This window comes from Mesobacillus foraminis (assembly GCF_004340465.1).
Taxonomy (GTDB): Bacteria; Bacillota; Bacilli; order Bacillales; family Cytobacillaceae; genus Mesobacillus_B; species Mesobacillus_B foraminis.
The window spans coordinates 101,732-125,313 of sequence record NZ_SLVV01000007.1 but is presented as its reverse complement, the minus strand read 5'-3'; the positions used below and the strand labels follow the sequence as shown (position 1 = coordinate 125,313).

Below are 23,582 nucleotides of genomic sequence, written 5' to 3'. Positions count from 1 at the left end.
TCATTTATACCCAAAGTTTTTGGCTTATAAAAGTTTACTTTTCTTATTTTAGTTGCTACGCTCTTAATACAAAAAATGCAAGGAGGAATCTATTACTATGGAACACCGCATCAAACAACTATCAAGATGGATGAAGGATCATCAGGTGGATGTCTGCTTTCTTACTTCTCCAGATAATGTCTTTTATCTAAGCGGTTTTTTAAGCGAACCGCATGAAAGGCTCCTTGGAATCGCTGTATTCCAGGATGCGGAGCCATTTCTGGTTTGCCCAGGAATGGAAGTGAATGATGCCAGGAATGCAGGATGGAAATTTGAAATAATCGGTCACAGCGATACGGACCGTCCATGGGAACTGGTCAACCGGGCTATTCAATCAAGGGTCGAGTCTGTACATAAAGCGGGAATTGAAAAAGAACATATGAATGTCATCCGCTATGAAGAGATGGTTCGCCTGTTTCCACATGCCGAGTTCGTTTCAGCTGAAGAAAAACTCAGGCTGCTGCGATTGAAAAAGGATGACCAGGAACTGGCTAAAATTCGGGAGGCCTGCGAGCTTGCTGATTTTGCAATTGAAACAGGGGTTCAGGAGATACGTGAAGGCAAAACCGAACTAGAAATACTAGCAGCAATTGAATATGCGCTAAAGAAAAAAGGCGTACTGGAAATGTCCTTTTCGACAATGGTCCTTACAGGGAAAAACGCCGCATCTCCACATGGAACACCCGGGCTGACAAAAGTCAGCAAAGGGGATCTGGTCCTGTTCGACCTGGGAGTAGTCGTTGATGGCTACTGCTCCGATATCACCAGGACTGTTGCCTTCGGGGATATCGGAGAGGAGCAGAAAAAAATCTACCAGACAGTCCTCGATGCCCAGCTTGAAGCCTTGAAATCCATTCGCCCCGGGACGGCCTGTTCGGAAGTAGACCTTGCTGCACGCAATAAAATCGCTTCTGCAGGATACGGAGAATTCTTCCCTCACAGGCTGGGTCATGGGCTGGGTATCAGCGTGCACGAGTTTCCTTCAATCACTTCAGAAAACTCCTTGACCATTGAAGAAGGCATGGTCTTCACAGTCGAACCGGGAATTTATGTTCCCGGGGTGGCTGGTGTCAGAATCGAGGATGACGTGCTGGTCACGAAGTCAGGAATTGAAATTTTGACTAAGTACCCGAAAGAACTGGTGATCGTCTAAAATAGTTATGTTACTTTCAGCTCCTGTGCATATCCGCGCAGGAGCTTTTTCAATTCATGAGCTAGAGCGAAAAAGGTTTTTATGGGGGCTTCATAACGCCCGGTCGTTATGAAAGAGTTCATGATGCCCTTAAAAACAGGTAGAAAAGGAAGAAGGTAATCATGAAGCGTTCATCATGCCCGAAGCTAAGTTTGGGTCGTAAAATACTAAACAATTGTTCAAGATCATATTTACTTTTGTTCACCCAATTGATATATTGATCAGGTAATCAATCATTGTTATATATAGCAATGCTTTATAAATGGGGGAATGAAAAATGGCAACAGATTTAGCTCGCATGATCGATCATACATTACTGAAAGCTGATGCTACGGAAACTGAAATCATAAAATTAGCGCAAGAAGCAAAAGAGTATAACTTTGCTTCCGTTTGTGTCAATCCTGCCTGGGTCAAAAAAGCGGCCGAAGTGCTTACAGATGCAGCGGAAGTAAAGGTTTGCACCGTCATCGGTTTCCCGCTGGGAGCTTCAGCATCAGAGGTAAAAGCCTTTGAAACGAAAATTGCCATCGAGAATGGAGCCGAAGAGGTTGATATGGTCATCAATATTGGGGCATTGAAGTCGAAGCAGTACCATCTTGTTGAAAGCGATATTAAATCAGTAGTAGAGGCTGCAAAAGACCGTGCGCTGACAAAAGTCATTATTGAAACATCCCTGTTGACGGATGAAGAGAAAGAAATAGCCTGCAAGCTTGCTGCCAACGCGGGAGCCGATTTTGTAAAAACGTCAACTGGATTTTCGACCGGCGGAGCAACTCCGCAGGATATTGCCCTAATGAGAAAGGTTGTAGGCCCAGCCATCGGGGTTAAAGCTTCGGGAGGCGTAAGGAGCCTTGAAGATGCTGAAACGATGATCAAAGCTGGTGCCACAAGGATTGGTGCAAGTTCTGGGGTTGCTATTATCAACGGACAAAGCTCAAATACTTCTTATTAAACGAAAAGAAGCTCCGGCATAAAGCGCCGGAGCTTTTTTATTTTATCCTCTAGCAATCAGGGTTGTTGTAAGTACTGGAACAACCTGCTTCTTACGGGAGACAACTCCTCTTAATACTGCGGTGTTGTTTTCCAGGCTGACATTGAAGGCTTCTTCCACTGACCCTGCCTGATTTCCAAGCGCAAGGCCTACAGAATCATTTGTCAGGATATCTGTAATGACTAAAAGGAACAAATCCAGTTCCTTTTCGGCAATCACCTGTGTCAATGCATCTTCAAGCTCCGCCTGACGGGCCAGGACATCATTTACGTCCACTGTGTTGACTTGGGCGATTTCAACCTTATAGCTTCCCATTGAAAATTCTTTTGCATCCAATGAGATCAATTCATTGATCGTCTTGCTGCTAAGATCAGCACCTGCTTTTAGCATTTCGAGACCGTAAACATTTGCATCAACACCAGCAATCTCTGCCAATTCACGGGCAGCTGCGACATCCTGTTCTGTGCATGTAGGAGATTTAAACAATAGTGAATCGGAGATAATCGCAGACAGCATTAAGCCTGCAATGTTCTTCTCAATAGCAATATTGTTTTCTTTGTACATTTTATTTAAGATAGTCGCTGTGCAGCCAACTGGTTCAGCCCGGAAATATAAAGGATCGCTTGTTTCAAAATTTGCTACACGATGGTGGTCGATTACTTCAAGGATCCTTACCTTCTCAATATCATCGGCACTTTGCTGGCGTTCATTGTGGTCAACCAGGATGACGCCTTGTGGTGCTTCACCCGCTACTTGTTCTACCAGACGGGGTTCGTCTGCTTTGAAATATTCAAGCGCATGGGCAGTTTCTCCATTAATTTGTCCTAGACGGACGGCTTCCACATTTTCTCCAAGCTTAGTTTTTAAATCCGCATAGGCGATAGCTGAGCAGATTGAATCCGTATCAGGATTCTTGTGCCCGAAAATCAATACTTTTTCCATCATGACACTCCTTAATTCAAAAAAATTAGCTGCTTAACTCTTTGACATGGCAAAAAATCGCAGTTTATCCATAAACAATATACTATAAAATATCATTTATTTATATAATTCACAATCCATCCTCGAAAAAAAGATCCAGTATTCACTGAATCTTTCCAACAATTCTATAATTGCCGCAGCACCGCTTCCGCTTCTATATAATCCAGGCCTTGAGCTTCAGCCACCGCCTTGTAGGTAACATGACCATTGAGTGTATTAACCCCTTTTAAAATGGCCGGGTTTTCTAGACAGGCAAGTTTATAACCTTTATTGGCAATTTGAACAGCATAAGGAACTGTTACGTTCGTGAGAGCCAATGTAGAAGTCCTAGGAACTGCCCCCGGCATATTAGCAACCGCATAATGAACAACACCATGCTTTTCATAGGTAGGCCGATCATGAGTAGTGATTCTGTCTGTTGTTTCAAAAATCCCGCCCTGATCTATTGCAATGTCAACGACAACAGAACCAGGCTTCATTGTTTTGATCATTTCTTCTGTTACCAGCCTCGGGGCCCGTGCCCCCGGAATCAGAACGGCACCAATGACAAGGTCGGATGCCCGGACAGCTTCCGCAATATTATACGGGTTTGACATTAATGTTGTAATATCCTGCCCGAAAATATCATCAAGCTGCCTCAGCCTTTCAGGATTCAGATCGATCACAGTAACCTCTGCCCCCAGTCCAACCGCCATCTTGGCAGCATTGGTGCCGGCAACACCCCCGCCTATGATGGTTACCCTTCCTCTTTGAACCCCCGGGACACCTGATAATAGAATTCCTTTTCCCCCATACACCTTTTCTAAAAATTGGGCGCCAATCTGGGGGGCCATTCTTCCGGCAACTTCACTCATTGGAGTAAGAAGCGGCAGGCTCCCATTCGGAAGCTGAATCGTTTCATAGGCAATTCCAACCACTTTAGCTTCTTGTAAAGCCGCTGTAAGTTCAGGTTCTGGAGCTAAGTGGAGATATGTAAATAAAATAAGGCCTTCACGAAAATAGCCGAATTCCTCTTTGAGAGGTTCTTTAACCTTCATGACCATGTCCGCGCTCCATGCTTCGTCAGGTGCAGCTACAATCTGGGCGCCCGCATTTTGAAAATCATCATCCGTAAAGCCGGAACCCAGTCCTGCTCCCGTTTCAATTGATACTGTGTGTCCGGATTGAACAAGGTTGACCACCCCAGCAGGTGTCATGGCGATGCGGTTCTCGTTATTTTTTATCTCCTTCGGTACACCGATGCGCATAATAAAATCCCCCTATGGAATAGAAATGAGTTTTAACGTTCAAATTACCAATCACAATCCCGCAAAGGAAGTATAGAATGAAGGCACTTACATTTTATCGCAGAAAAATACTTTTTTGCAAAAAAGATCTTATTCAACCCTTAAAAGAATATTAAAAACATAAAAAGCTTGCTGGAAAATCGGCTTAGTTCACATTGTCTCTTAAAACCCTGTTGATTGGATTGGAAGCCGCTGGACTCCTGCGGAAGCATGCACGGGTCAGGATAAGGGCCAGGGGACACCCAACAGGTGCGTCAATGTCTAGAGGCTCCCCGGGTCGCCCGCAAAAAGCGAAGCCGCTGCATGGAAATCAACTGCCCAGTTTTACAACCAGACAAAATAAAAAAGACTGTAACAACCCGATTTTCATCGAGTTAGTCTACAGTCTCAAACAAGCTTTAAATCAGCTTGTTTTCGATGCTACTCTTCTTCCCTCTGCTCTGCGATTCTTCTCATTTCAGATGGGTCGATTACCCCGCTGTTATATGAGTTCATGATTTGTCTGCTTACCTCCATTGTCCCCTGGTCATCATAAGCATACGACTGGTATCCCTTTTCCGGATTTTTATCCAATTTGCTTCCTCCTTCCCAAACTTATCTATATTGTTCGTCAGTTTGTAACATCCATACTAAAAACGTTTCTGTATAATTAAGGTAAAGGAGGAGGAAAAACAATGGGTTTAACTTATCAGAATATCTTAGTAGCTGTAGACGGATCCAAAGAAGCAGCCTGGGCATTCAAAAAAGCCATTGAGATTGCAAAGAGGAACTCTGCAAAAATGATCTTGACACATGTCATTGATCTAAGGACATTTGCGACAGTGGAAGCATATGACCGCACGGTTACGGAGCGGGCGGGTGAATTTGCAACCGAACTCCTTGAAAATTACAGACAGCAGGCACTTGAGGCTGGAGTGGCAGAAGTAGCCCATGTGCTTGATTATGGGTCCCCAAAAGTTAAAATCGCTAAAGAAATTGCAAAAAAACATAATGCGGACCTGATTATCTGCGGTGCCACAGGCATGAATGCGGTGGAACGCTTTTTTATCGGAAGTGTCTCTGAGCATATTGTCCGATATGCCTCCTGCGATGTCATGATTATAAGGACCCCGAAGGAAACCACTGGGAACAATGATCAATAAATGGATAAAACTTTAAATAAGCAAAGGAAGCACACAGGCAAGTCTGTGTGCTTCCTTTTATAATCCGGAACTTATTTCTCCAACCCAGTGAGCAGCCTTGCTTTTTGAATCTGGGCTTCAACTTCCGCAAATCCGGTGCCACCCGCCGAATTCCTGCGGGCAACTGCATTATAGGGATCAAGTGCCTCATAAATGTCTTCTTCAAACAATGAACTGGAAGCTTTGAATTCTTCAAACGGGAGATCTGCCAGAAAACAGCCTTTTCCGATACAATCCAGCACAAGCTTCCCAACAACTTCATGCGCTTCCCGGAAAGGCATTCCTTTGGCAGCCAGGTAATCTGCAAGCTCAGTCGCATTGGAAAAATCCTTTGTGACGGAAGCCTTCATATTGTCGGTATTAACTGTCATCGTCTTGACCATGCCTGAAAAGATCTTTAAAGATCCTTTAACAGTTTTGACTGTATCAAACATGCCCTCTTTATCCTCCTGCATATCCTTGTTATATGCAAGCGGAAGACCTTTAAGGATGGTGAGGAGACTCATAAGCCCTCCATAGACACGCCCTGTTTTCCCCCTGATTAATTCAGCCATATCAGGGTTTTTCTTTTGAGGCATGATGCTGCTTCCCGTTGCGAAAGTATCATCCAGTTCGACGAACCGGAATTCCTGGCTCGACCATAGAATGATTTCCTCCGCAAACCTGGATAAATGCATCATAAGTATAGAGCTTGCCGACATGAACTCGAGAATGAAGTCCCGGTCGCTTACTGCATCCAGGCTATTTTGGTAGATTCCTTCAAAACCAAGGAGTTCCGCCGAATATTCCCTGTCAATTGGGAAAGTTGTTCCTGCAAGCGCCCCCGCCCCGAGAGGGCTGATATTGATTCTTTTAAGGACTTCAGTGAACCGCTGTTTATCTCTTTCAAGCATCCAAAAATAAGCCATTAAGTGATGCGCAAAAGAAATTGGCTGTGCTCTTTGCAGGTGTGTATATCCCGGCATGACAGTTTCGATATGATCTCCTGCTTTTTCAATAAGGGTTTCCTGAAATTCTCCGAGGAGGGCCGCAATTTCAGCCACTTGATCGCTTAAGTACAGATGCATGTCTGTGGCAACCTGGTCATTTCGGCTTCGGCCTGTATGAAGTTTCCCCCCAACAGGCCCTATAAGTTCCGTCAGCATATGTTCGATATTAAGATGGATATCCTCGTACTTTGTAGAATACTCCAGTTGCTTTTTTAACGCTTTTTCTTTTAATTCTTTTAAACCGCCAATGATGGTTTCAGCTTCTTTTTCCGTCAGAATCCCGCATTTAGATAGCATGGTTGCGTGGGCTATGCTTCCCTTTATATCTTCAAGAACGAGTTCCTGATCGAAAGGAATGGATGCCCCAAATTCATCTACCCATTCCTCAGCAGAAGCTGTAAACCTTCCGCCCCAGAGTTTCTTCACACAGTCACCTTCTTGCCCTGCACAATGCTTTGGACTTTTGTTGGAAGCCCCCAAAGATTAATGAAACCGACTGCTGCACTATGATCAAATTCATCCTCGGAAGTATAGGTTGCAAGCTTCTCGTCATACAGGGAATATGGAGATTTACGGCCTTCAATAATAGCATGGCCCTTGAACAGCTTCACCCTTACAGTCCCTGTGACGTGCTTCTGGGTTTCTTCAAGGAATGCAGAAAGAGCATTGCGAAGCGGCGAGAACCATAGTCCTTCATAGATGAGTTCAGTCATTTTCTTTTCCATGATTGGTTTAAAATGAGCCACTTCTTTTACAAGAGTGATGTCTTCAAGCTCTTTATGAGCCTTGATGAGGGTCATTGCTGCAGGACACTCGTAAACTTCACGTGATTTAATCCCGACTAGGCGGTTTTCAACATGGTCGATTCTGCCGACACCGTGCTTGCCTGCAAGAATATTCAGCTCAAGAATCAATTGGGAAAGTGAGTAATTTTTTCCATTTAAAGCAACCGGAACACCTTTATCAAACTCAATTTCGATAACGTCTGCAACATCCGGAGTATTTTCAAGGCTCGCTGTAAGCTCGTATGCGCCTTCAGGCGGTGCCTGCCATGGATCCTCAAGAACTCCGCATTCATTGCTTCTTCCCCATAGATTCTGGTCGATTGAGTAAGGGCTGTCTAGGTTGATTGGAATCGGGATATTATTTTCTACTGCATAGGCAATTTCTTCTTCCCTTGACCATTTCCACTCACGGACTGGCGCAAGTACTTCCAGGTCAGGATTCAACGCTTTAATGGAAACTTCAAACCTCACCTGGTCATTGCCTTTCCCTGTACAGCCATGGGCAACAGCAACAGCTCCTTCTTTCTCCGCCACTTCAACCAGCTTTTTCGCAATCAGCGGACGGGACAAGGCAGATACGAGCGGATATTTCCCTTCGTACAGCGCATGTGACTGAAGGGCTACCAAAGCGTATTCCTTCGCATATTCTTCTTTCACATCCAGTACATAAGAGCTGACAGCCCCTACCTTGAGAGCTTTTTCTTTAATGAAATCCAGGTCTTTTCCTTCGCCGACGTCAAGACAGCATGCTACCACGTCATACCCTTTTTCTTGAAGCCATTTAATTGCTACCGATGTATCCAGCCCGCCAGAATAGGCAAGTACGATTTTTTTTGATAAAGTCATTTTTTTCTCCCCTTTGAATATTTATGCATCCAGTTATATGTTTATTCATTTATATTAGTAAAGTTAACAGGTTTTGCTGCAATTTTCAATCCTAAAGTGCAAATTTTATTTATTTTTTTTCTTTCCGTGAAAATTCCGTGCATAAAATAGCATGGAAGCCTTGACATAAATAATGTAGAATGGAGACAAGAATTGGTACGGGGAGGCTCTTTCAACATGAAGGAATATTTTCATTTTAACGCCAGGCTCGGGATTCCGCTGCCGGCATTTAAACAGGATTGGGATCACTTTCCCCGGCGATTGCAGCATGACATTCTACTTTATTGGGAAAAAATTCGCGGAAGCATACCCGACCGGATTGCCGAACTTGAACATAAAATCAATTCAAAACAAGCTGAACTCAATGATGAATCAAACTTTGACCGCTCCTGCCGATTAAACAGTGAAATTGCCGAACTGGCGTCAATCATAAATGACCTGTGGCTGTGGTACAGAACCCACGAGGAGGTTACTGGAAAGGTTCACCAATAATGAACCCCCCGCCTGATCTCAGGAGGGGGGTTAGAAGTGTTTATAGATCTTTTTTCAGTTCTCTCACAACATGTCCAATCTCCGGAAGAATCAGCTTTTCCATAGCAAGCTTGACCGCACCTGTAGACCCCGGAGTCGCAAACACTGCTTTATTCTTGCATACACCTGCCGCGGCCCTCGACATCATTGCTGCTGAACCGATATCTTCCTGATAGCTCAGCATCCTGAAGAGTTCCCCGAACCCGGGAATCGCTTTGTCAAATAACTCTTCCAGCGTTTCTATTGTTACATCCCGCCCGGCGATCCCAGTACCGCCGTTCGTTAGAATAATGTCGACTTCAGGATTGCTGCAGCCAATTTTAACTGCACTTCGTATGGCTTCTGCATCGTCCTTTACAATCGCATATTCTGTGATTGCATGCCCAGCTACAATCAGCATATCCTTCATTAGTTTCCCGCTCTTGTCATTATCAGCATTCCTGGTGTCACTGATCGTAATGATCTTGCAGCGTACCTGAGCCGGCGCTGCCGATTTATGCTCAATAACGCTCATCCAGTGCCACCCCCTTATGCATAAAGTATCTTGCCTGGTAATATTTTTGGGCAAACTCTGTCACTCGCCTTGTCACCTGATAATTGGAGCCTGCCCCAATGGCCATGCTGATTAAAGGCAGACCTTGCAGCTGTTTCTTCCTGAATACCAGAATGACAAGAGCCTTCATCATATGTTTTATCGGCTGTTCAAGCCAAGTAACATCGGTTAATTCTTCATTCCCTATATAAAAATAATGATCTTCAGCCTGGGTGAGATCTTCCATTAATGTATTCCAGCCTGTGCTTTGCATTCTCTTCGGCATCATGGCTGCATGAAAAACCTTAAGGGCCGCCATCATTTCGAATGGAGTATTTACTTCAAACCCATATGTCATTGCAATCAGTTGGACTGCTCTTAAATTGACCACGGCCATAGCAGGGATATCTGTCCCCAAAACGAGGTTGCCACCGCTTCCCGACAGCCCGCCTTGTAAAAATGAATATAAGCGGTGCCTGGCAATCTGCTGGTCTGCAATATATTGAATTTGCTCGATGGCCAGGTCCTTCATGTCACTGATGGAATCCAGTTCGCTGTTGAACAGCCGGCCTGCTGACAGGATTCTTTCCTTCGCATCCATTTGAAGCTGAGATCCCTGTATCAGCGAATGGAGATGAAACAGCCAATTATCAAACTTTGAAAAAAACTGCTCCTGGACTCCTTCAGGAAGCAGCGAAAACGACCCTTCCAAATATCTGTCATAAGCTAGCTCAAGATCATTTGGTTCATAGTCGGCAAGGAGGTTTTCCCAGTTTCTTAATTCAGCGAGTACTTTCTTTTCCCTTTCCGTAAGTGACATTCTTAACCCTCCAGCATCGTGTTTTTATTAGTATAGCACACCCGAAAAATAAAGCATTCTTCCGCCCAGTGCAAATAAAAAAGCAAAAGCCGGCGGCCTTTGCTTCTTTTTCAATTACTTTGTCAGACGGAGAATATCTCTTGCAATCATGACTTCTTCATTTGTCGGAATAACCATTACTTTAACAGGAGAATGCGGATAACTGATAAAGGCTTCTTCTCCATGTACCTTATTTAAAGCAGGATCCCAATAGACGCCCATAAATTCAAGACCTTTAAGAACACGCTCGCGAATAGCAGTGCTGTTCTCGCCAATTCCGGCTGTGAAAATAATAGCATCCACGCCGCTCATGCGGGCAGCATAAGAACCAATATATTTGTGGATTCGGTCACCGAAAACCTGAAGGGCTAATTCTGCACGCTTGTTCCCTTTATCCGCTTCTGTCTGAATATCGCGAAGATCACTTGAGAATCCGGAAACACCAAGCATGCCGCTCTCCTTGTTTAATACATCCAGTACTTCGTCAGCTGTTTTATTTGTTTTTTCCATTATATAAGGAATTAGCGCAGGGTCAATATTACCTGAACGGGTCCCCATCGTAACACCCGCCAAAGGTGTAAAGCCCATTGAAGTATCAATCGATTTACCCCCTTCAATGGCAGCGATGCTTGCACCGTTGCCAAGGTGGCAGGAAATCAAGCGCAAATGCTCAATCGGGCGTCCCAGCATTTCAGCAGCACGCTGGGAGACATACTTATGGGATGTACCATGGAATCCATATTTTCGGATGCCAAACTCCTTATAGTAGTTATAAGGCAAACTGTACAGGAAAGAATTCTCAGGCATAGTTTGATGGAAAGCTGTATCAAAGACAGCTACCGCCGGAACATTTGGCAATACCTGCTGGAAAGCACGAATTCCTGTAAGGTTGGCTGGATTATGCAGTGGTGCGAGTTCCGATAATTTATCGATTTTAGCCAAGACTTCATCTGTAATTAATACAGAATCATCGAATTCCTCACCGCCATGAACTACACGGTGCCCGACCCCTTCAATTTCATTGAGTGATTGAATGATTCCGTTGCTGATCAGCTTATCCAGCAGCATTTTAACCGCAACTTCATGATTCGGAATATCCAGCACATCTTTGATTTTTTCACCATTTACCGAGATAGTGAAGATTGAATCCTTTAGACCGATCCTCTCTACTAATCCTTTTGTAATAACCTCTTCACTTGGCATCTCAAATAATTGAAACTTTAAAGATGAGCTGCCTGCGTTAATCGCAATCATTTTAGCCATAGCTTGTACCGCTCCTTTATGTAGAAACTTGTGCAATCATTCATGATGAGTCCATATTTATTCTGTGCAACAAGCTCATATTATATCTCTCAATTTCCAATTAAAACACTGTCCAATTTACATTTCAAGCCACTTTCGGCTTGTCAGCGTTTCCATCTAAAATGAGTTTTTATTCAGACTTCCTAAAAATTCAGTCACCTTAATTTACCCTGAAATTTTCTGGATAAGCGGATTCATTCTAGCTTTTTATGCAAAAAAATAAACCGGTTTCCCGGTTTATTCGCTTTTTTACTTTTTATTGCCAATTAACCAGCTGTCTATGTCTGCAAGGATCCTGTTCATTGCCGGGCCATCAGACATCTTTGGAAGATCAACAAGGAGTGCACTTTTTGGCGGAGTGGTTCCTTCTCCTTTTCTTTGCAGTATTAATATACTTTTAGCACTCTGTTTATTCTTAAACATTGCTTCCGGGAGCTGAATGATTCCCTGGATGATCAAATTATTCTTAATGTACTCGTGAAGGTGGCTTGATTGCTCGCTCTCAAAGAGACCATTTGGTATAACCAGGAACATAAATCCCCCCTCTTTTGTGTGGCGTGCACTTTGTTCAATGAACAGGTGGTGGGCATATGTATGCCCTGTTTTTGCATGAATTTCAAATTCAGCTGCCCTGACATCATTTGGGTAGTATCCGACTGGAAGGTCGCAAACGACCACATCCACAGGGTCGATGAATAAAGGAGCAAGGCTGTCCTGATTAAAGAGCTGGACCTGATGCATTAAAAGATTTGCATTTACATAGGCAAGTCTGATCAGGATGTCATCGATGTCTATTCCTGCCGACTCGACACTTTTGTCCAGCTGGTTCAGCACGGTGGCCAAAAGATTGCCTGTTCCAACCGCCGGGTCAAGGATGCGAATGGCTGGTTTTTCAACAAATTTATTAACAAGGTAACCAATAAACATTCCAACAGAATCCGGTGTCATTTGGTGATTGGACTGAACGTTTTCCTGCATCCCCTTTAAAATGGCTAGCTGGAAAGCCTGACGGATCTGTTCTTTAGTAAATTCCTCAAGATTTACTTCACTATATGCCTTTAGGAGTCTTCTCTCGGTTAATTCACTTAACTCTTCCTGAAGTATTTTTTCATGGAATAAATTTTCCCCGGTTTCTGCAAGACCCTCGAGATATGTACAAGATAATTCGTCTTTTAAGATGTCCGCCGTGACATTAAAAACCGTGAACAGTTTTTCAACTAATGCTATGCTCACTTTTTTTCCTCCTGCAAAACTTGATTTTACTATTTTAACCTTGATAAGCCTCTGAAACAAGCGTCAGGACTCCATCATTCGCGCATAAGAAAAACCGCAGAGTAATCTGCGGCCCTTCATTCTTATTTCGCCTGGCCTGCTGCCTGGACTGCTGCTTCATAATCAGGATGGTTTGTCGCTTCGCTTACATATTCTGCATAGGTTACTTTATCGTTGGAATCCACAACGAATACTGCACGAGCAAGAAGGCGCAGCTCCTGAATTGCTACCCCGTACGCTTCCCCGAAGGAAAGGTCGCGGTGGTCAGAGAGAGTTTGAACATTATCAATTCCGTTTGCTCCGCACCAGCGTTTCTGCGCGAAAGGAAGATCCACACTCACAGTAAGTACTTTAACATTATCGAGCTTTGCCGCTTCTTCATTGAACCGGCGTGTCTGTGCATCACAAACCCCAGTGTCTATTGAAGGGACAACACTGATCAGGCGCACAGAACCCTTAGAATCTTGAAGAGTCACTTCTGACAAATCGTTAGCAAGCACGGTAAAATTTGGGGCTTGGTCTCCCACCTTTACTTCGTTTCCAAGCAGTGTAACCGGGTTCCCCTTAAATGTAATAGTAGCCATTTTCCTCATCCTCCACAATCCAATAATATGTACAGTGTAAATATATCTTTTAATGGGTAATTTTTCAAATAATAATGACTATTATCAAAATAAAAGTTAACCTTCCTAATTGGAAAAGTTAACCCGGCTTGAAAATTAAATATCATAATCCTCTTCTGGAGGTTTGGATCCGCCTGATTTGTCTTCCTTCTTTTTACCGCCCTGATTCTTGGACATCAACTGCTGTATTTTTTCAACGGCCTGAGGTGCAGCGTCAAGAATTTTTTCTATTAAATGAGTAGACTCATCAAGGTGCAGCATTCTCACACCACTTGAGTTAACGATTAAAAAGGCGATTGGGGTTATAGAAACACCTCCGCCGCTTCCGCCGCCAAATGGATGCTTTTGGCCTTCGGACGATCCTTTATCACCGTCCATGACAAACTCGCTTCCTCCTGCCGCAAAGCCAAAGCCTACCTTGGAGACCGTCATGATTACACTTCCATCTGGAGTTTCAACCGGATCCCCAATGATGGTATTTACGTCTATCATTTCTTTTAAGTTTTCCATTGCAGTGGTCATCAATCCCTGGATTGGATGATCGGACATTCTATTTCCTCCTCAGTAAAGGTTTAATCACTAGATAGAACGGAAAGAGGCTTCGTTTTAAAACTCGGCCTTCCACCTCTCCAATATTTAATCAGTTTTATTCCTGCCCAAATAGCATTCCCGATTCGAATTTGAAAAATACATTTCAGCTGTATTTGTGACATGAATTGCTGAAAATTAGGAGTGACGGTGACCACAGGCAGCTCTGCAAGTCTCATATACCTGCTTAACAGCCCGATGATTCCTCCTTTCATGGCCCAAACTGTCCCACTCAGGACCGCTGTAGAGGCGGCATCTCCAATCCCAATAACCGTATGCCATTCCAGCTTTTTAATCGTTACTTTTCTTAGAAATTGCCGAACTAATACATGCATCCCCACTATATGTTCGAGTAAAGCTTTCAGGTCATGAAAACCTTTTAACACTTCATCCTGCTCTAATTGCTTTTCTTGTGTTTCTCCTGGTTCCTCATCTGGCCCCAAGCCGGCTTCTTCTTCAAAAACTAAGGAAGGGCTGTCATCATCGACTGCAATCATCGGGATTTCTTTTTTATAACGAATGAGGCCTCCCCAGGCCTTTACTTCCATGTTTATAAAATCATTATCCTTGCCGTGGTAAAAATAGATAATTATTTTGACCTTTGTAACAGTGATTACCACAATCAGGGCTAACGCAAGCAGCGAGAGCAACAACAGCCACTTCATATCTTTCACAACCTTTCAGCCTATTATTATCGGCATAAGAGCATAAAAATAAACCTGCCTTAAAAGGCAGGTTTCAGACTGCAGACAAACTAAATAAGAATCGAGCTTGTCAACAGTCTTTTGTGTTTATGAATGGGACTGTTGACTTCCGTTCCAGGCGTTTCGCTTTCCACGGGGCGGGCGGTGAGCCTCCTCGTCGCGAATGCTCCTGCGGGGTCTCACCTGTCCCGCTGATCCCGCAGGAGTCTTCACGCCTTCCACTCCAGTCAACAGGTTTCTTGCAGTAGATATAGCAGGTAAACTGAGCCTATTTTAAAATAGACATATATAAAGTTTCAGGTGATGAAGGTGCTTTCGAAAAAATCCAGCGGGACCAACTTGAGATCGTTGTTTTAGATCAATTCAGCAGGATCATTGGCCGAGAGACGGAAGCTTGATTTCTGACTTTGTGAAGGAATGTGTTCGGAAGTGGACCGTCAAAGCCTCGAACCGTCATTTTAATAAACTCACTTTTATTTAGTATACCTTTGACATCTGCTTCATGTGCCGGACCACCGACAAACTGAAACCTGCCTTAAAAGGCAGGTTCGCATCAGTGTTCATGGATGACCGTTGTATCTGCAAATAAATCATGAATCCCTTGTTTTTTAGGAAGGAATGCTACAACTATATAGGCAATCATGATGAAGCCTGAAATGAAACGTCCAACCCATTCACGGAATAGGACGGTCCCCCAAGAAAGGGATTTTCCTTTCAGAGGGACTACCTTAAGTCCAAAGACCATTTTTCCTATGGTCTGGCCAAAGTATTTAGTCATCAGGACAAAATACAGGTAAAATATAATCGCTGTCGCAATCCCGACCGGCTCAAATATACCTTTATCCAACGGTAGTCCAATGGCTCTGAAGACAGGATAAATCAACAATCGATTCAGGCTTCCTATTACAATCAAATCGAGCAAATAAGCCCAAAGCCGCATCCAGAAACCTGCATAGCGATAGACTTGAAGGCTCCTGCCATCGTTATGATTTTCTTCCCCATTTATCTCACTTGGCACCGGCATAGGCGCAGTGCCTTTTTCCTCATATTCGTAAGTATCCACTGAATGATTCTCCTCCTTATTCAGCATATAAATACATTAGTCTAGGAGAATTGGGCTGAGAAAGCAGCTTCATCAGTCCTGCCATTTCCAGGTCCTCCCCCATCATTTTCCTGGTACTCATTCCAATCAGGGATCCAAAGCCCATATTTTCTGTATAACTGACCACTTGAGCTCCATTAAGCTTATGGTCCTTTTTGAGTGCATCAATTACATCTTCAAAATGACCAAATCCATCGATTAAATTCAGTTCCTTTGCCTGTCTTCCATCATAAATGCGGCCATCTGCAATTTTTTTAACCTCATCTGCTGCTATCCCCCGGCCTTCGGATATTACTTTGACAAAACCTTCATAGGAATTATCAATCATGCTCTGGAGTATCTCTCTCTCTTCTTCCGTCATTTCTCTGGAAGGACTCATTATATCCTTATAAGGACCGCTTTTAATCGTAACAAAATCCACTCCATACTTTTCAGCGAGCCCGGCATAATTGACGCTCTGCATGATCACTCCAAGAGAACCTGTCAGTGTTTCCGGACTGGCAAATATTTTATCCGCAGGTGCAGAGATGTAGTACCCTCCAGAAGCAGCCATGGAGCCCATTGATACGTAGACAGGCTTCTTTGTTTCTGCCTGTATTTCTTTTATCTTATCGTGGATTTCAGCGCTTTCCACCACGCCCCCTCCAGGCGAATTAACCCTTAGAACAATCGCTCTTACATTCTTGTCTTCTTTAGCGTAATCGAGCCGTTCCATAAAAGTCCTGTGATTATAGCCAGGGCTTTCAAAAAATGCACTTGGGCTTCCAGTATCCTGAATGGTACCCTCCACGTCCAGCACAGCAATTTTCTTGTATTCATTGCCTTCTTCAATAACTTCCTCCATCACTTGTTCTTCACTCGTTCCAAACATGTCTGTAAATGTTGATTCCGCTTTGGTAAATGTGAAAGATGACAGAGCATTGACAGCCACTGAAAGTACAAATAACAGTGCAGCTATTGCAACAGCCACCCACCTTTTTTTATTCATGTTAATGTTCCTCCTTTAACCCTTTTGGCTTTAAGTTTCAAACTGTTCAACAAACATGGTAAACTGTTGTCAATCCCCCCTATTTTAACAAAAGATGGGGATAAAAGGGTATTTGTTAATCTTAATAATGATCATAAATTGTCAGGAGGAGTTATTTTGCCTAATCGCCGTAATGTTTATTTTTACCATAAACCAGATGCTGAGATGAAGGAAAAGGTTGCCCCACTATATGAATTGGCAAAAAGATATGATTTTACATTAGTAAAGGATTACCGTCACGCAAATATTATTGTAAGCGTTGGCGGAGATGATACGTTTCTTCAGGCAATAAGGAAAACGGGCTTTAGGGAGGACTGTCTTTATGCCGGTGTTTCCACAACAGGGAAGCGTTCCATCTATTGTGATTTTGAATATGATGACCATTCCACAATGATCGAGGCCGTGACCAGGTCATCGGTGGAAGTCAGAAGGTATCCTACCATCGATGTAAAAATAGATGACGAAACATCTTTCCTTTGCCTCAATGAATTCAGTGTCCGTTCCTCGATTATAAAAGCATTTGTCATGGATGTTTTTATCGATGACCTGCATTTTGAAACATTCCATGGAGACGGAATGATTGTTGCAACACCGACGGGGAGCACCGGTTACAATAAGTCAGTTAATGGAGCCATTGTGGATCCGCTCCTGCCTTGCATCCAGGTAAGTGAGCTTGCTTCGGTTAACAATAATCAATACCGTACACTGGGGTCCTCTTTTATACTGGGCGGCGACCGGAAGCTTTCCCTAAAAGTGGTCCAGGACGGGAACGATTATCCGATAATGGGAATGGATAATGAAGCCCTCAGCATTCAGCACGTCGAAAAAATTGACGTGCAATTAAGCGGGAAATACGTCAAAACAGTAAAACTAAAAGACAACTCATTCTGGGAAAAAGTAAAGAGAACGTTCTTGTAAGGCAGGTAATCTGATCGTGACTGCAGTTCTAGGCACACGCCGCAGAGCATTCGCGATACAGGAGGCTCACCGCCCCGCGGAAAGTGAAGCCCCTGAAACGCAAGTCAGCATTCCCCGTTCAAAAGTTAAAATAAAAACTGCAGACAAGCTCTTATTCCATCGAGTTTGTCTGCAGTCCGGGAGCCCTTTTTAAAAATCAGGGGCTCTTTTTTACATATGGGAACTTTTTTCTTTACGCCACTTCACTTCGAGTGCAATGGCAAGCTTTGTCCTCGATAATGAGTAGATGGTCAAAGCAGCCCAGATAAAAGTAAAAGCAAGTAAATGTGTTTTAGAAAAGGCCTCTCCGTAAATGAAGATTCCAAGGAGCAAAGTCAAGGTTGGGGCAATATATTGCAGGAGCCCCAGCATTGAAAGCGGAATTTTCTGTGCCCCCTTTGCAAAGTAAAGAAGCGGAACAGCTGTTGCAACACCCGCGCCAATAAGCAGGAAACTCGTACTCCAGGAAACTGTAAACAGCGTACTTTTATCATTTATAATAAGAAGAAGCAGATAAATAGCTGCAATTGGAGTCACGACCATTGTTTCCAGGGCCAGCCCTACAGCAGAATCAACTTTAATCAATTTCTTTGCTAATCCATATAGTCCAAATGACAAGGCCAATGTCACAGCAATGAACGGAAATTTCCCATAGGAAATCGTCATGATCAGTACCCCAATGGCTGCAAGCGAAAACGAAAAGATTTGTGCTTGCGAAAGCTTCTCTTTAAAAAAGATAAGACCCAGCAGGACGGAAACAAGAGGATTAATATAATAACCCAGACTTGCTTCAATCATCTGACCGGTATTTACAGCCCAAATATATAGGAACCAGTTAATGCTGATCAGGATGGAAGCAATCGAAAGAGCAAGCATTTGACGCTTATTTGCGGTGAATCCGCGAATGGTTTTAATAAACACCTGCCACTTATTCGTTAGAAGTAATACTAAAAGCATAAAGACAAACGACCATAAAACCCGGTTGGCCAGTATCTCTTCTGCCCCTACATGATCAAGGAACTTCCAATAAATCGGAAGGATCCCCCACAAAATATAAGAAAAAGCAGCGTAAATAACTCCTTTTTGCTGTTCTGAGTTATTATTCATGCCGCAACACCCCCATAATATTTCTAGACACGAAATAACTTCATTATAAAGGGGGGTTAAAGTACTGGCAACCTTTTTTCACCAAAAATGCAGGCGATAAACTCGCCTGCATTCTCCCCTATACTTCCAGTTCTATTTGGCGAAGTTCGACACGACGGATCTTTCCGGATGTGGTTTTCGGCAATTCATCAAGGAATTCGATTTTACGGGGATATTTATAGGGTGCTGTCAGCCCCTTTACATGCTGCTGAAGCCTTGGAATAAGATCAGGGTCATTTCGATCGACACCATCCCTTAAAACAACAAAAGCTTTGACCACATTGCCGCGGACCTCATCAGGTGAGGCCACAACCGCACACTCTTTTACAGATGGATGCTTGACAAGGGCATCTTCCACTTCAAATGGTCCAATTGTATAGCCGGAAGTGATGATGATATCATCAGCCCGACCTTCGAACCAGAAATATCCCTCTTCGTCTTTTTTCGCCCTGTCTCCGGTGACGTAATAATCCCCCCGGAACTGCATGGCTGTCCGTTCAGGGTCTTTATAATAACTTTTGAACAATGCTGGGGTACTGATATGGACGGCAATATCGCCCACTTCTCCCGTTTGGCACGGCTCCCCGTTTTCATTGACAATCTCTACTCTGTTCCCGGGTGTCGGTTTACCCATGGAACCTGGCTTTAGCTCCATCTCCTTGGTAATTCCTACAAGGAGAGTATTCTCCGTCTGCCCATATCCATCTCGCACATCGATATTAAAGTGCTTCCTGAAAGTATCAATCACTTCCCGATTTAATGGCTCGCCTGCTGAAACGGCACTGTGAATCGCGCTAAGCTCGTACTCAGAAATATTTTCCACTTTTGCCATTAGCCTGTACTCTGTAGGCGTACAGCATAAAACATTAACTTGATAGGATTGCAGCATGTCAAGGTATTTTGTCGGTTCAAACCTTCCATGATAAACTAAACCGGTTGCCCCAGAGCCCAAAACGGAAAGGAATGGACTCCAAATCCATTTCTGCCAGCCTGGTCCAGCAGTCGCCCAGACAATATCTCCTTCTTCAATCGACAGCCAGTTTTTCGCAGCCGTCTGTAAGTGAGCGTAGGCCCAGCCATGTGTATGTACGACTCCCTTTGGGTTTCCTGTAGTGCCGGATGTATAGGATAAAAACGCCATATCCTCCCGGTCAGTATCAGCCATTTCCAAATATTCCGCAGCGGTTAGCTGTTCCTTATCCAAATCGATCCAGCCATCAACGTGCTTTCCAACGGAAAACTTCAATAGACTGCTGGCTTCCTCAATCCCGGCAAACTCCCCGACAAACGGGTAATAAGAGATGATTGCTTTAACATCCCCGTGAGTAATTCGGTATTGATAATCCTTCGTCCTCAGCATTTCAGAACTTGGAATAACGACAAGCCCTGATTTCAGCGCCGCAATATAAACCTGATATGCATTGATTAGCCGCGGTACCACTATTAATACTGTATCGCCTTTCATTAAGCCAAACTTTTTAAATACATTTCCGATTCTATTGGCGGTGTCGATAAGGTTTTTATAGGTAATTTCTTTTCTCTCTCCTGCCTCGTTTTCCCATTGAAGTGCCAGCCTGTCCGAATTATGAGCAAACTTCTCGATCTCTGAAATTAAATTATATTTTTGAGGCGCAATCAATAGTTCCCTATCCATTATTAAATCCTCCCCCAATTAGCACCTAGTAATAATACCTAATTCTATTATACAGATTTTGTGGATTTTTTAAATGAATACTTGGGAAGGAACAATAAAAGGAGGCAAGGATTTCTCCTGCCTCCTGTAGCCATTTTATTTATCTGTGATTATCTAGAGAAACCGCTCATTTGTTGTTGAGCCATAGAAACTAGACGCTTGGTGATTTCTCCCCCAACAGAACCGTTTGCACGGGAAGTTGTGTCTGCACCAAGGTTTACACCAAATTCTTGAGCAATTTCTTGCTTCATTTGGTTAAGAGCTTGTTCAACGCCAGGAACTAAAAGGTTGTTTGAGTTGTTGTTAGCCATGTGATTTTCACCTCCTTGTTGAGTATAGAGTGTGTAGAATCACATGACTTCATTCAAAATAATTGTTGGAAAATGTTCACAAAAAAGGAAGGATCGTACGGTGTACGATCCTTGCATAAATAAAAGCCTAAAATAAGTCGTCTTCAAGCAAGGACTGTTCCATCCCAGGATTAATGGTCAATGTTTCCGTATTATTCACCGCTTTTTCAATCAGCGGTTCAAAATCAAAAAAGCTCTCAAAATGCTGTACTTTTTCCAGCTTGGGCTTCGTCTTTGGCGATGAGGGAACGAAGACCGTACAGCAATCCTCATAGGGCAGATTGGAAATTTCCAGTGTTTCTATTTCCCTTGCAATGCCCATTATATCGGTCTTGTCCATCGTAATCAAGGGACGGATAATAGGCGTACTTGTGACTTCATTAATGGCGTACATGCTTTCAAGTGTTTGGCTTGCTACCTGCCCGAGACTTTCTCCCGTAATAATAGCAAGTCCTCCATGCTTCTCGCGGAGTCTGTCCGTAATCTGAAGCATCAGTCTCCTCGTCGTAGTCATAGTATAGTTTGCAGGCACCTGCTTATGGATGCTTTGCTGTATTTCTGTAAATGGGACAATATGGAGTGTGAACTGACCGCCAATTTCCGCTAGCTTTTTGGATAAATCAATCACCTTTTGCCTTGCCCGGTCACTTGTGAAAGGAGGACTGAAGAAATGCACACCCTCAACGTCAAGTCCGCGTTTCATTGACAAATAACCCGCCACAGGACTGTCGATGCCTCCGGAAAGCATGAGCATTGCCTTTCCGCTCGAACCCACTGGCAGTCCGGCAGCCCCGGGGATTGTTTCCGCTGACAGGTAAACAGCCTCACTTCTGACCTCTATCTGAAGATTGATATCTGGATTCCGTACATCGACCATTAATCCAGGGATGTTTTTTAATAAATGTCCCCCAAATTCATGGTTGATTTCATTTGTGTCCAATTCGAATTTTTTATCGGACCTTTTGGCCGTTATTTTAAACGTTTGGCCTTCCCTGTATAGACGGGAGAACAGATTAAGAGCGGCTGCTTTCATTTTCTCAAGATCTTTTTCCACTTTAATTGCAAGGCTGAAGGATTGGATTCCAAACACTTTTTTGAGCCTACTGGCAACCTCATTGCCATCCTCTCCATTTAGGAGGACATACATCCTGTCCCTGTCGGATTCAATTACAGCATTGGGAAAATCACTTAAAGTAAGTCTTACACTTTTGCGCAGCTTATCAATAAATTTATTTCTGTTTCGGCCTTTTGTTGAGATTTCGCCGTATCGGATTAGAATTCGATCATATATCATTTATTTTATTACCTCTCCTAGTTGGATTGCCGTATCTGAAACAGCCTTAAGCAGAATTTCCGCTTCCTCTAAGCGGTTGTCATACGAAAGGCTTACTCTTATTGCACTTTCAGCAAGGCGTGCCGGTACGCCCATGGCAAGCAAAGTCTTGCTTGGTGCATGCCTTTTGGATGAACATGCGCTGGTCGTCGACACGTAAATTCCTTTTTGTTCGAGCGCATGGACAAATACCTCCGCCTTCAATCCCTCAATCGAAAAATTGAGGATATGAGGAGCCGCAGAATGTACCGGAGTATGAATTGTTACCTCAGGCAAAATTTCCAGACCGGCTCTTATTGTCCCCAAAATCTGTTTTAAATGGGCAGACTTTTTATCCTGAAGGTCCAGTGACATCCTCAAAGCTTTAGCCATCGCCACCATGCCCGCAACGTTTTCCGTGCCGCCGCGTTTTCTCCCCTCCTGGTCTCCACCTGAGAGAAGCGGAGAAATGTTGACTCCCTCTCGAATAAATAAAGCTCCCGTGCCTTTTAAGCCGTGGAATTTATGGCCTGATATCGTACATAGATCAATCCCGCAGTCATACAAATCCAGCGGCAGCTTTCCCGCTCCCTGCACATGATCGACATGGAATAGGATTTTGGGGAATCCTTGAAGCATCTGGCCAATTTCCCAGATGGGCTGTACAGATCCAACTTCATTATTAATATGGATGACTGAAACGAGGATTGTATCTTTTCGAATTGCTTTTTTTATATCAGCACTGCTCACCTGACCTGCAGCATTAACTGGGACATATGTTACCTCAAACCCTGACTCTTCAAGCTGCTTTACAGCATTGTGTACGGAAGCATGCTCGATCGTTGTTGTAATAATATGCTTCCCGCGCCCTTTATGAGCAAGCGCGGTTCCCTTAATGGCTAAATTATTGCCTTCCGTGCCTCCTGAAGTAAAGACAATTTCAGAAGATTTGACACCGAGAAGCTTGGCTGTTTGCGATCGAGCCTGAGATAAAAGCTTCTCTGCCTGGCCCCCTGCTTGGTGAAGGGAGGAAGGGTTCCCATAGTAGTCAGAAGATACTTTTACAAATGCATCGAGCACTTCTGTATATGGTTTTGTTGTTGCACTATTGTCAAAATAAATCATGCTGCTCCCTCCTTTTTACCGGAACCTGTTTTGCTGACAAAGAATTTTAACATAAATGCAGTGGTTTGAAAATGCCTAATATATGCAAAGGCCGGTTTAACAGACGGTAGCCAAACAGTTATCAAGATCA

24 protein-coding genes are annotated in these 23,582 nt (G+C 43.6%); 5 read left to right on the top strand and 19 right to left on the bottom strand.

The genetic code is table 11. The annotated features are described in order from the left end of the window. Positions 1 to 97 precede the first annotated feature (97 nt). Positions 98 to 1,192 (top strand): M24 family metallopeptidase, encoded by a 1,095-nt coding sequence (locus EV146_RS13850; protein ID WP_132007203.1) that lies wholly within the window; start codon positions 98 to 100, stop codon positions 1,190 to 1,192. A 316-nt stretch (positions 1,193 to 1,508) separates the two neighbouring features. Further along, on the top strand, positions 1,509 to 2,183 hold the full coding sequence (deoC, locus tag EV146_RS13845) for a deoxyribose-phosphate aldolase (RefSeq protein WP_132007200.1): 675 nt from the start codon (positions 1,509 to 1,511) through the stop codon (positions 2,181 to 2,183). 42 nt (positions 2,184 to 2,225) lie between these two features. On the opposite strand, the gene EV146_RS13840 is transcribed toward deoC, so the two are convergent. From EV146_RS13840 to EV146_RS27585, 3 genes are all read right to left on the bottom strand, one after another. Further along, positions 2,226 to 3,164 (bottom strand): manganese-dependent inorganic pyrophosphatase, encoded by a 939-nt coding sequence (locus tag EV146_RS13840; RefSeq protein WP_132007678.1) that lies wholly within the window; start codon positions 3,162 to 3,164, stop codon positions 2,226 to 2,228. A gap of 164 nt (positions 3,165 to 3,328) precedes the next feature. Then, complete coding sequence (ald, locus tag EV146_RS13835) at positions 3,329 to 4,450, bottom strand: alanine dehydrogenase (RefSeq protein WP_132007197.1); 1,122 nt, start codon at positions 4,448 to 4,450, stop codon at positions 3,329 to 3,331. 459 nt (positions 4,451 to 4,909) lie between these two features. Further along, positions 4,910 to 5,062 carry a hypothetical protein gene (locus EV146_RS27585; protein WP_181215879.1) on the bottom strand — a complete coding sequence of 51 codons (153 nt, stop codon included), beginning with the start codon at positions 5,060 to 5,062 and terminating at the stop codon, positions 4,910 to 4,912. 101 nt (positions 5,063 to 5,163) lie between these two features. Here EV146_RS27585 and EV146_RS13830 point away from each other — a divergent pair, with 101 nt between their 5' ends. Further along, positions 5,164 to 5,631, top strand: coding sequence for a universal stress protein (locus tag EV146_RS13830; RefSeq protein WP_121611435.1), 468 nt, complete (start codon positions 5,164 to 5,166; stop codon positions 5,629 to 5,631). Between the two features lie 71 nt (positions 5,632 to 5,702). Here the strand turns inward: EV146_RS13830 and argH are convergent, their stop codons facing one another. Both argH and EV146_RS13820 read right to left on the bottom strand, forming a co-directional pair. Further along, a complete protein-coding gene (gene argH / locus EV146_RS13825) occupies positions 5,703 to 7,085 on the bottom strand; it encodes an argininosuccinate lyase (protein ID WP_132007194.1) in 1,383 nt (460 codons plus the stop codon). Beyond that, positions 7,082 to 8,290 (bottom strand): argininosuccinate synthase, encoded by a 1,209-nt coding sequence (locus EV146_RS13820; protein WP_132007191.1) that lies wholly within the window; start codon positions 8,288 to 8,290, stop codon positions 7,082 to 7,084. Before EV146_RS13820 ends, argH begins: the two co-directional genes overlap by 4 nt. A gap of 216 nt (positions 8,291 to 8,506) precedes the next feature. Between EV146_RS13820 and EV146_RS13815 the strand changes: the two genes are divergently transcribed. Next, a complete protein-coding gene (locus EV146_RS13815; protein ID WP_132007188.1) occupies positions 8,507 to 8,821 on the top strand; it encodes an ABC transporter C-terminal domain-containing protein in 315 nt (104 codons plus the stop codon). 40 nt (positions 8,822 to 8,861) lie between these two features. On the opposite strand, the gene EV146_RS13810 is transcribed toward EV146_RS13815, so the two are convergent. From EV146_RS13810 to sppA, 9 genes are all read right to left on the bottom strand, one after another. Continuing rightward, complete coding sequence (locus tag EV146_RS13810; protein ID WP_132007185.1) at positions 8,862 to 9,374, bottom strand: MogA/MoaB family molybdenum cofactor biosynthesis protein; 513 nt, start codon at positions 9,372 to 9,374, stop codon at positions 8,862 to 8,864. Next, entirely contained in the window at positions 9,361 to 10,212 is an 852-nt protein-coding gene (locus tag EV146_RS13805; protein WP_132007182.1) for an EcsC family protein, read from the bottom strand. Before EV146_RS13805 ends, EV146_RS13810 begins: the two co-directional genes overlap by 14 nt. A 114-nt stretch (positions 10,213 to 10,326) precedes the next feature. Further along, positions 10,327 to 11,514 (bottom strand): acetate kinase, encoded by a 1,188-nt coding sequence (locus EV146_RS13800; RefSeq protein ID WP_132007179.1) that lies wholly within the window; start codon positions 11,512 to 11,514, stop codon positions 10,327 to 10,329. Between the two features lie 288 nt (positions 11,515 to 11,802). Further along, a complete protein-coding gene (locus tag EV146_RS13795; protein ID WP_121613926.1) occupies positions 11,803 to 12,786 on the bottom strand; it encodes a class I SAM-dependent methyltransferase in 984 nt (327 codons plus the stop codon). Positions 12,787 to 12,908: 122 nt separating this feature from the next. After that, positions 12,909 to 13,409, bottom strand: coding sequence for a thiol peroxidase (tpx, locus tag EV146_RS13790; protein WP_121611428.1), 501 nt, complete (start codon positions 13,407 to 13,409; stop codon positions 12,909 to 12,911). 135 nt (positions 13,410 to 13,544) lie between these two features. Next, entirely contained in the window at positions 13,545 to 13,997 is a 453-nt protein-coding gene (gene ytfJ / locus EV146_RS13785) for a GerW family sporulation protein (RefSeq protein WP_121611427.1), read from the bottom strand. A 23-nt stretch (positions 13,998 to 14,020) separates the two neighbouring features. Beyond that, positions 14,021 to 14,701: a DUF2953 domain-containing protein gene (locus tag EV146_RS13780; RefSeq protein WP_132007176.1), complete on the bottom strand. Its 681-nt coding sequence runs from the start codon at positions 14,699 to 14,701 to the stop codon at positions 14,021 to 14,023. Positions 14,702 to 15,293: 592 nt separating this feature from the next. Continuing rightward, positions 15,294 to 15,827 carry an RDD family protein gene (locus tag EV146_RS13770; protein ID WP_373566068.1) on the bottom strand — a complete coding sequence of 178 codons (534 nt, stop codon included), beginning with the start codon at positions 15,825 to 15,827 and terminating at the stop codon, positions 15,294 to 15,296. Then, the gene (sppA, locus tag EV146_RS13765) at positions 15,820 to 16,830 is read right to left on the bottom strand and encodes a signal peptide peptidase SppA (protein ID WP_132007170.1); all 1,011 of its coding nucleotides are present in this window, start codon (positions 16,828 to 16,830) and stop codon (positions 15,820 to 15,822) included. Before sppA ends, EV146_RS13770 begins: the two co-directional genes overlap by 8 nt. A gap of 156 nt (positions 16,831 to 16,986) precedes the next feature. Here sppA and EV146_RS13760 point away from each other — a divergent pair, with 156 nt between their 5' ends. Then, entirely contained in the window at positions 16,987 to 17,787 is an 801-nt protein-coding gene (locus EV146_RS13760) for an NAD kinase (RefSeq protein WP_132007167.1), read from the top strand. 210 nt (positions 17,788 to 17,997) lie between these two features. Here EV146_RS13760 and rarD read toward each other — a convergent pair whose 3' ends face one another. The 5 genes from rarD to EV146_RS13735 form a co-directional block, all read right to left on the bottom strand. After that, complete coding sequence (gene rarD / locus EV146_RS13755; RefSeq protein WP_132007164.1) at positions 17,998 to 18,933, bottom strand: EamA family transporter RarD; 936 nt, start codon at positions 18,931 to 18,933, stop codon at positions 17,998 to 18,000. Positions 18,934 to 19,051: 118 nt separating this feature from the next. Then, a complete protein-coding gene (gene mbcS, locus EV146_RS13750; protein WP_132007161.1) occupies positions 19,052 to 20,626 on the bottom strand; it encodes an acyl-CoA synthetase MbcS in 1,575 nt (524 codons plus the stop codon). A 149-nt stretch (positions 20,627 to 20,775) separates the two neighbouring features. Next, positions 20,776 to 20,976: an alpha/beta-type small acid-soluble spore protein gene (locus EV146_RS13745; protein ID WP_121611420.1), complete on the bottom strand. Its 201-nt coding sequence runs from the start codon at positions 20,974 to 20,976 to the stop codon at positions 20,776 to 20,778. Between the two features lie 127 nt (positions 20,977 to 21,103). Next, positions 21,104 to 22,309, bottom strand: coding sequence for a tRNA uracil 4-sulfurtransferase ThiI (gene thiI, locus EV146_RS13740; RefSeq protein ID WP_132007158.1), 1,206 nt, complete (start codon positions 22,307 to 22,309; stop codon positions 21,104 to 21,106). Further along, the gene (locus EV146_RS13735; protein ID WP_132007155.1) at positions 22,310 to 23,452 is read right to left on the bottom strand and encodes a cysteine desulfurase family protein; all 1,143 of its coding nucleotides are present in this window, start codon (positions 23,450 to 23,452) and stop codon (positions 22,310 to 22,312) included. It lies immediately after the preceding gene. Between the last annotated feature and the right edge of the window lie 130 nt (positions 23,453 to 23,582).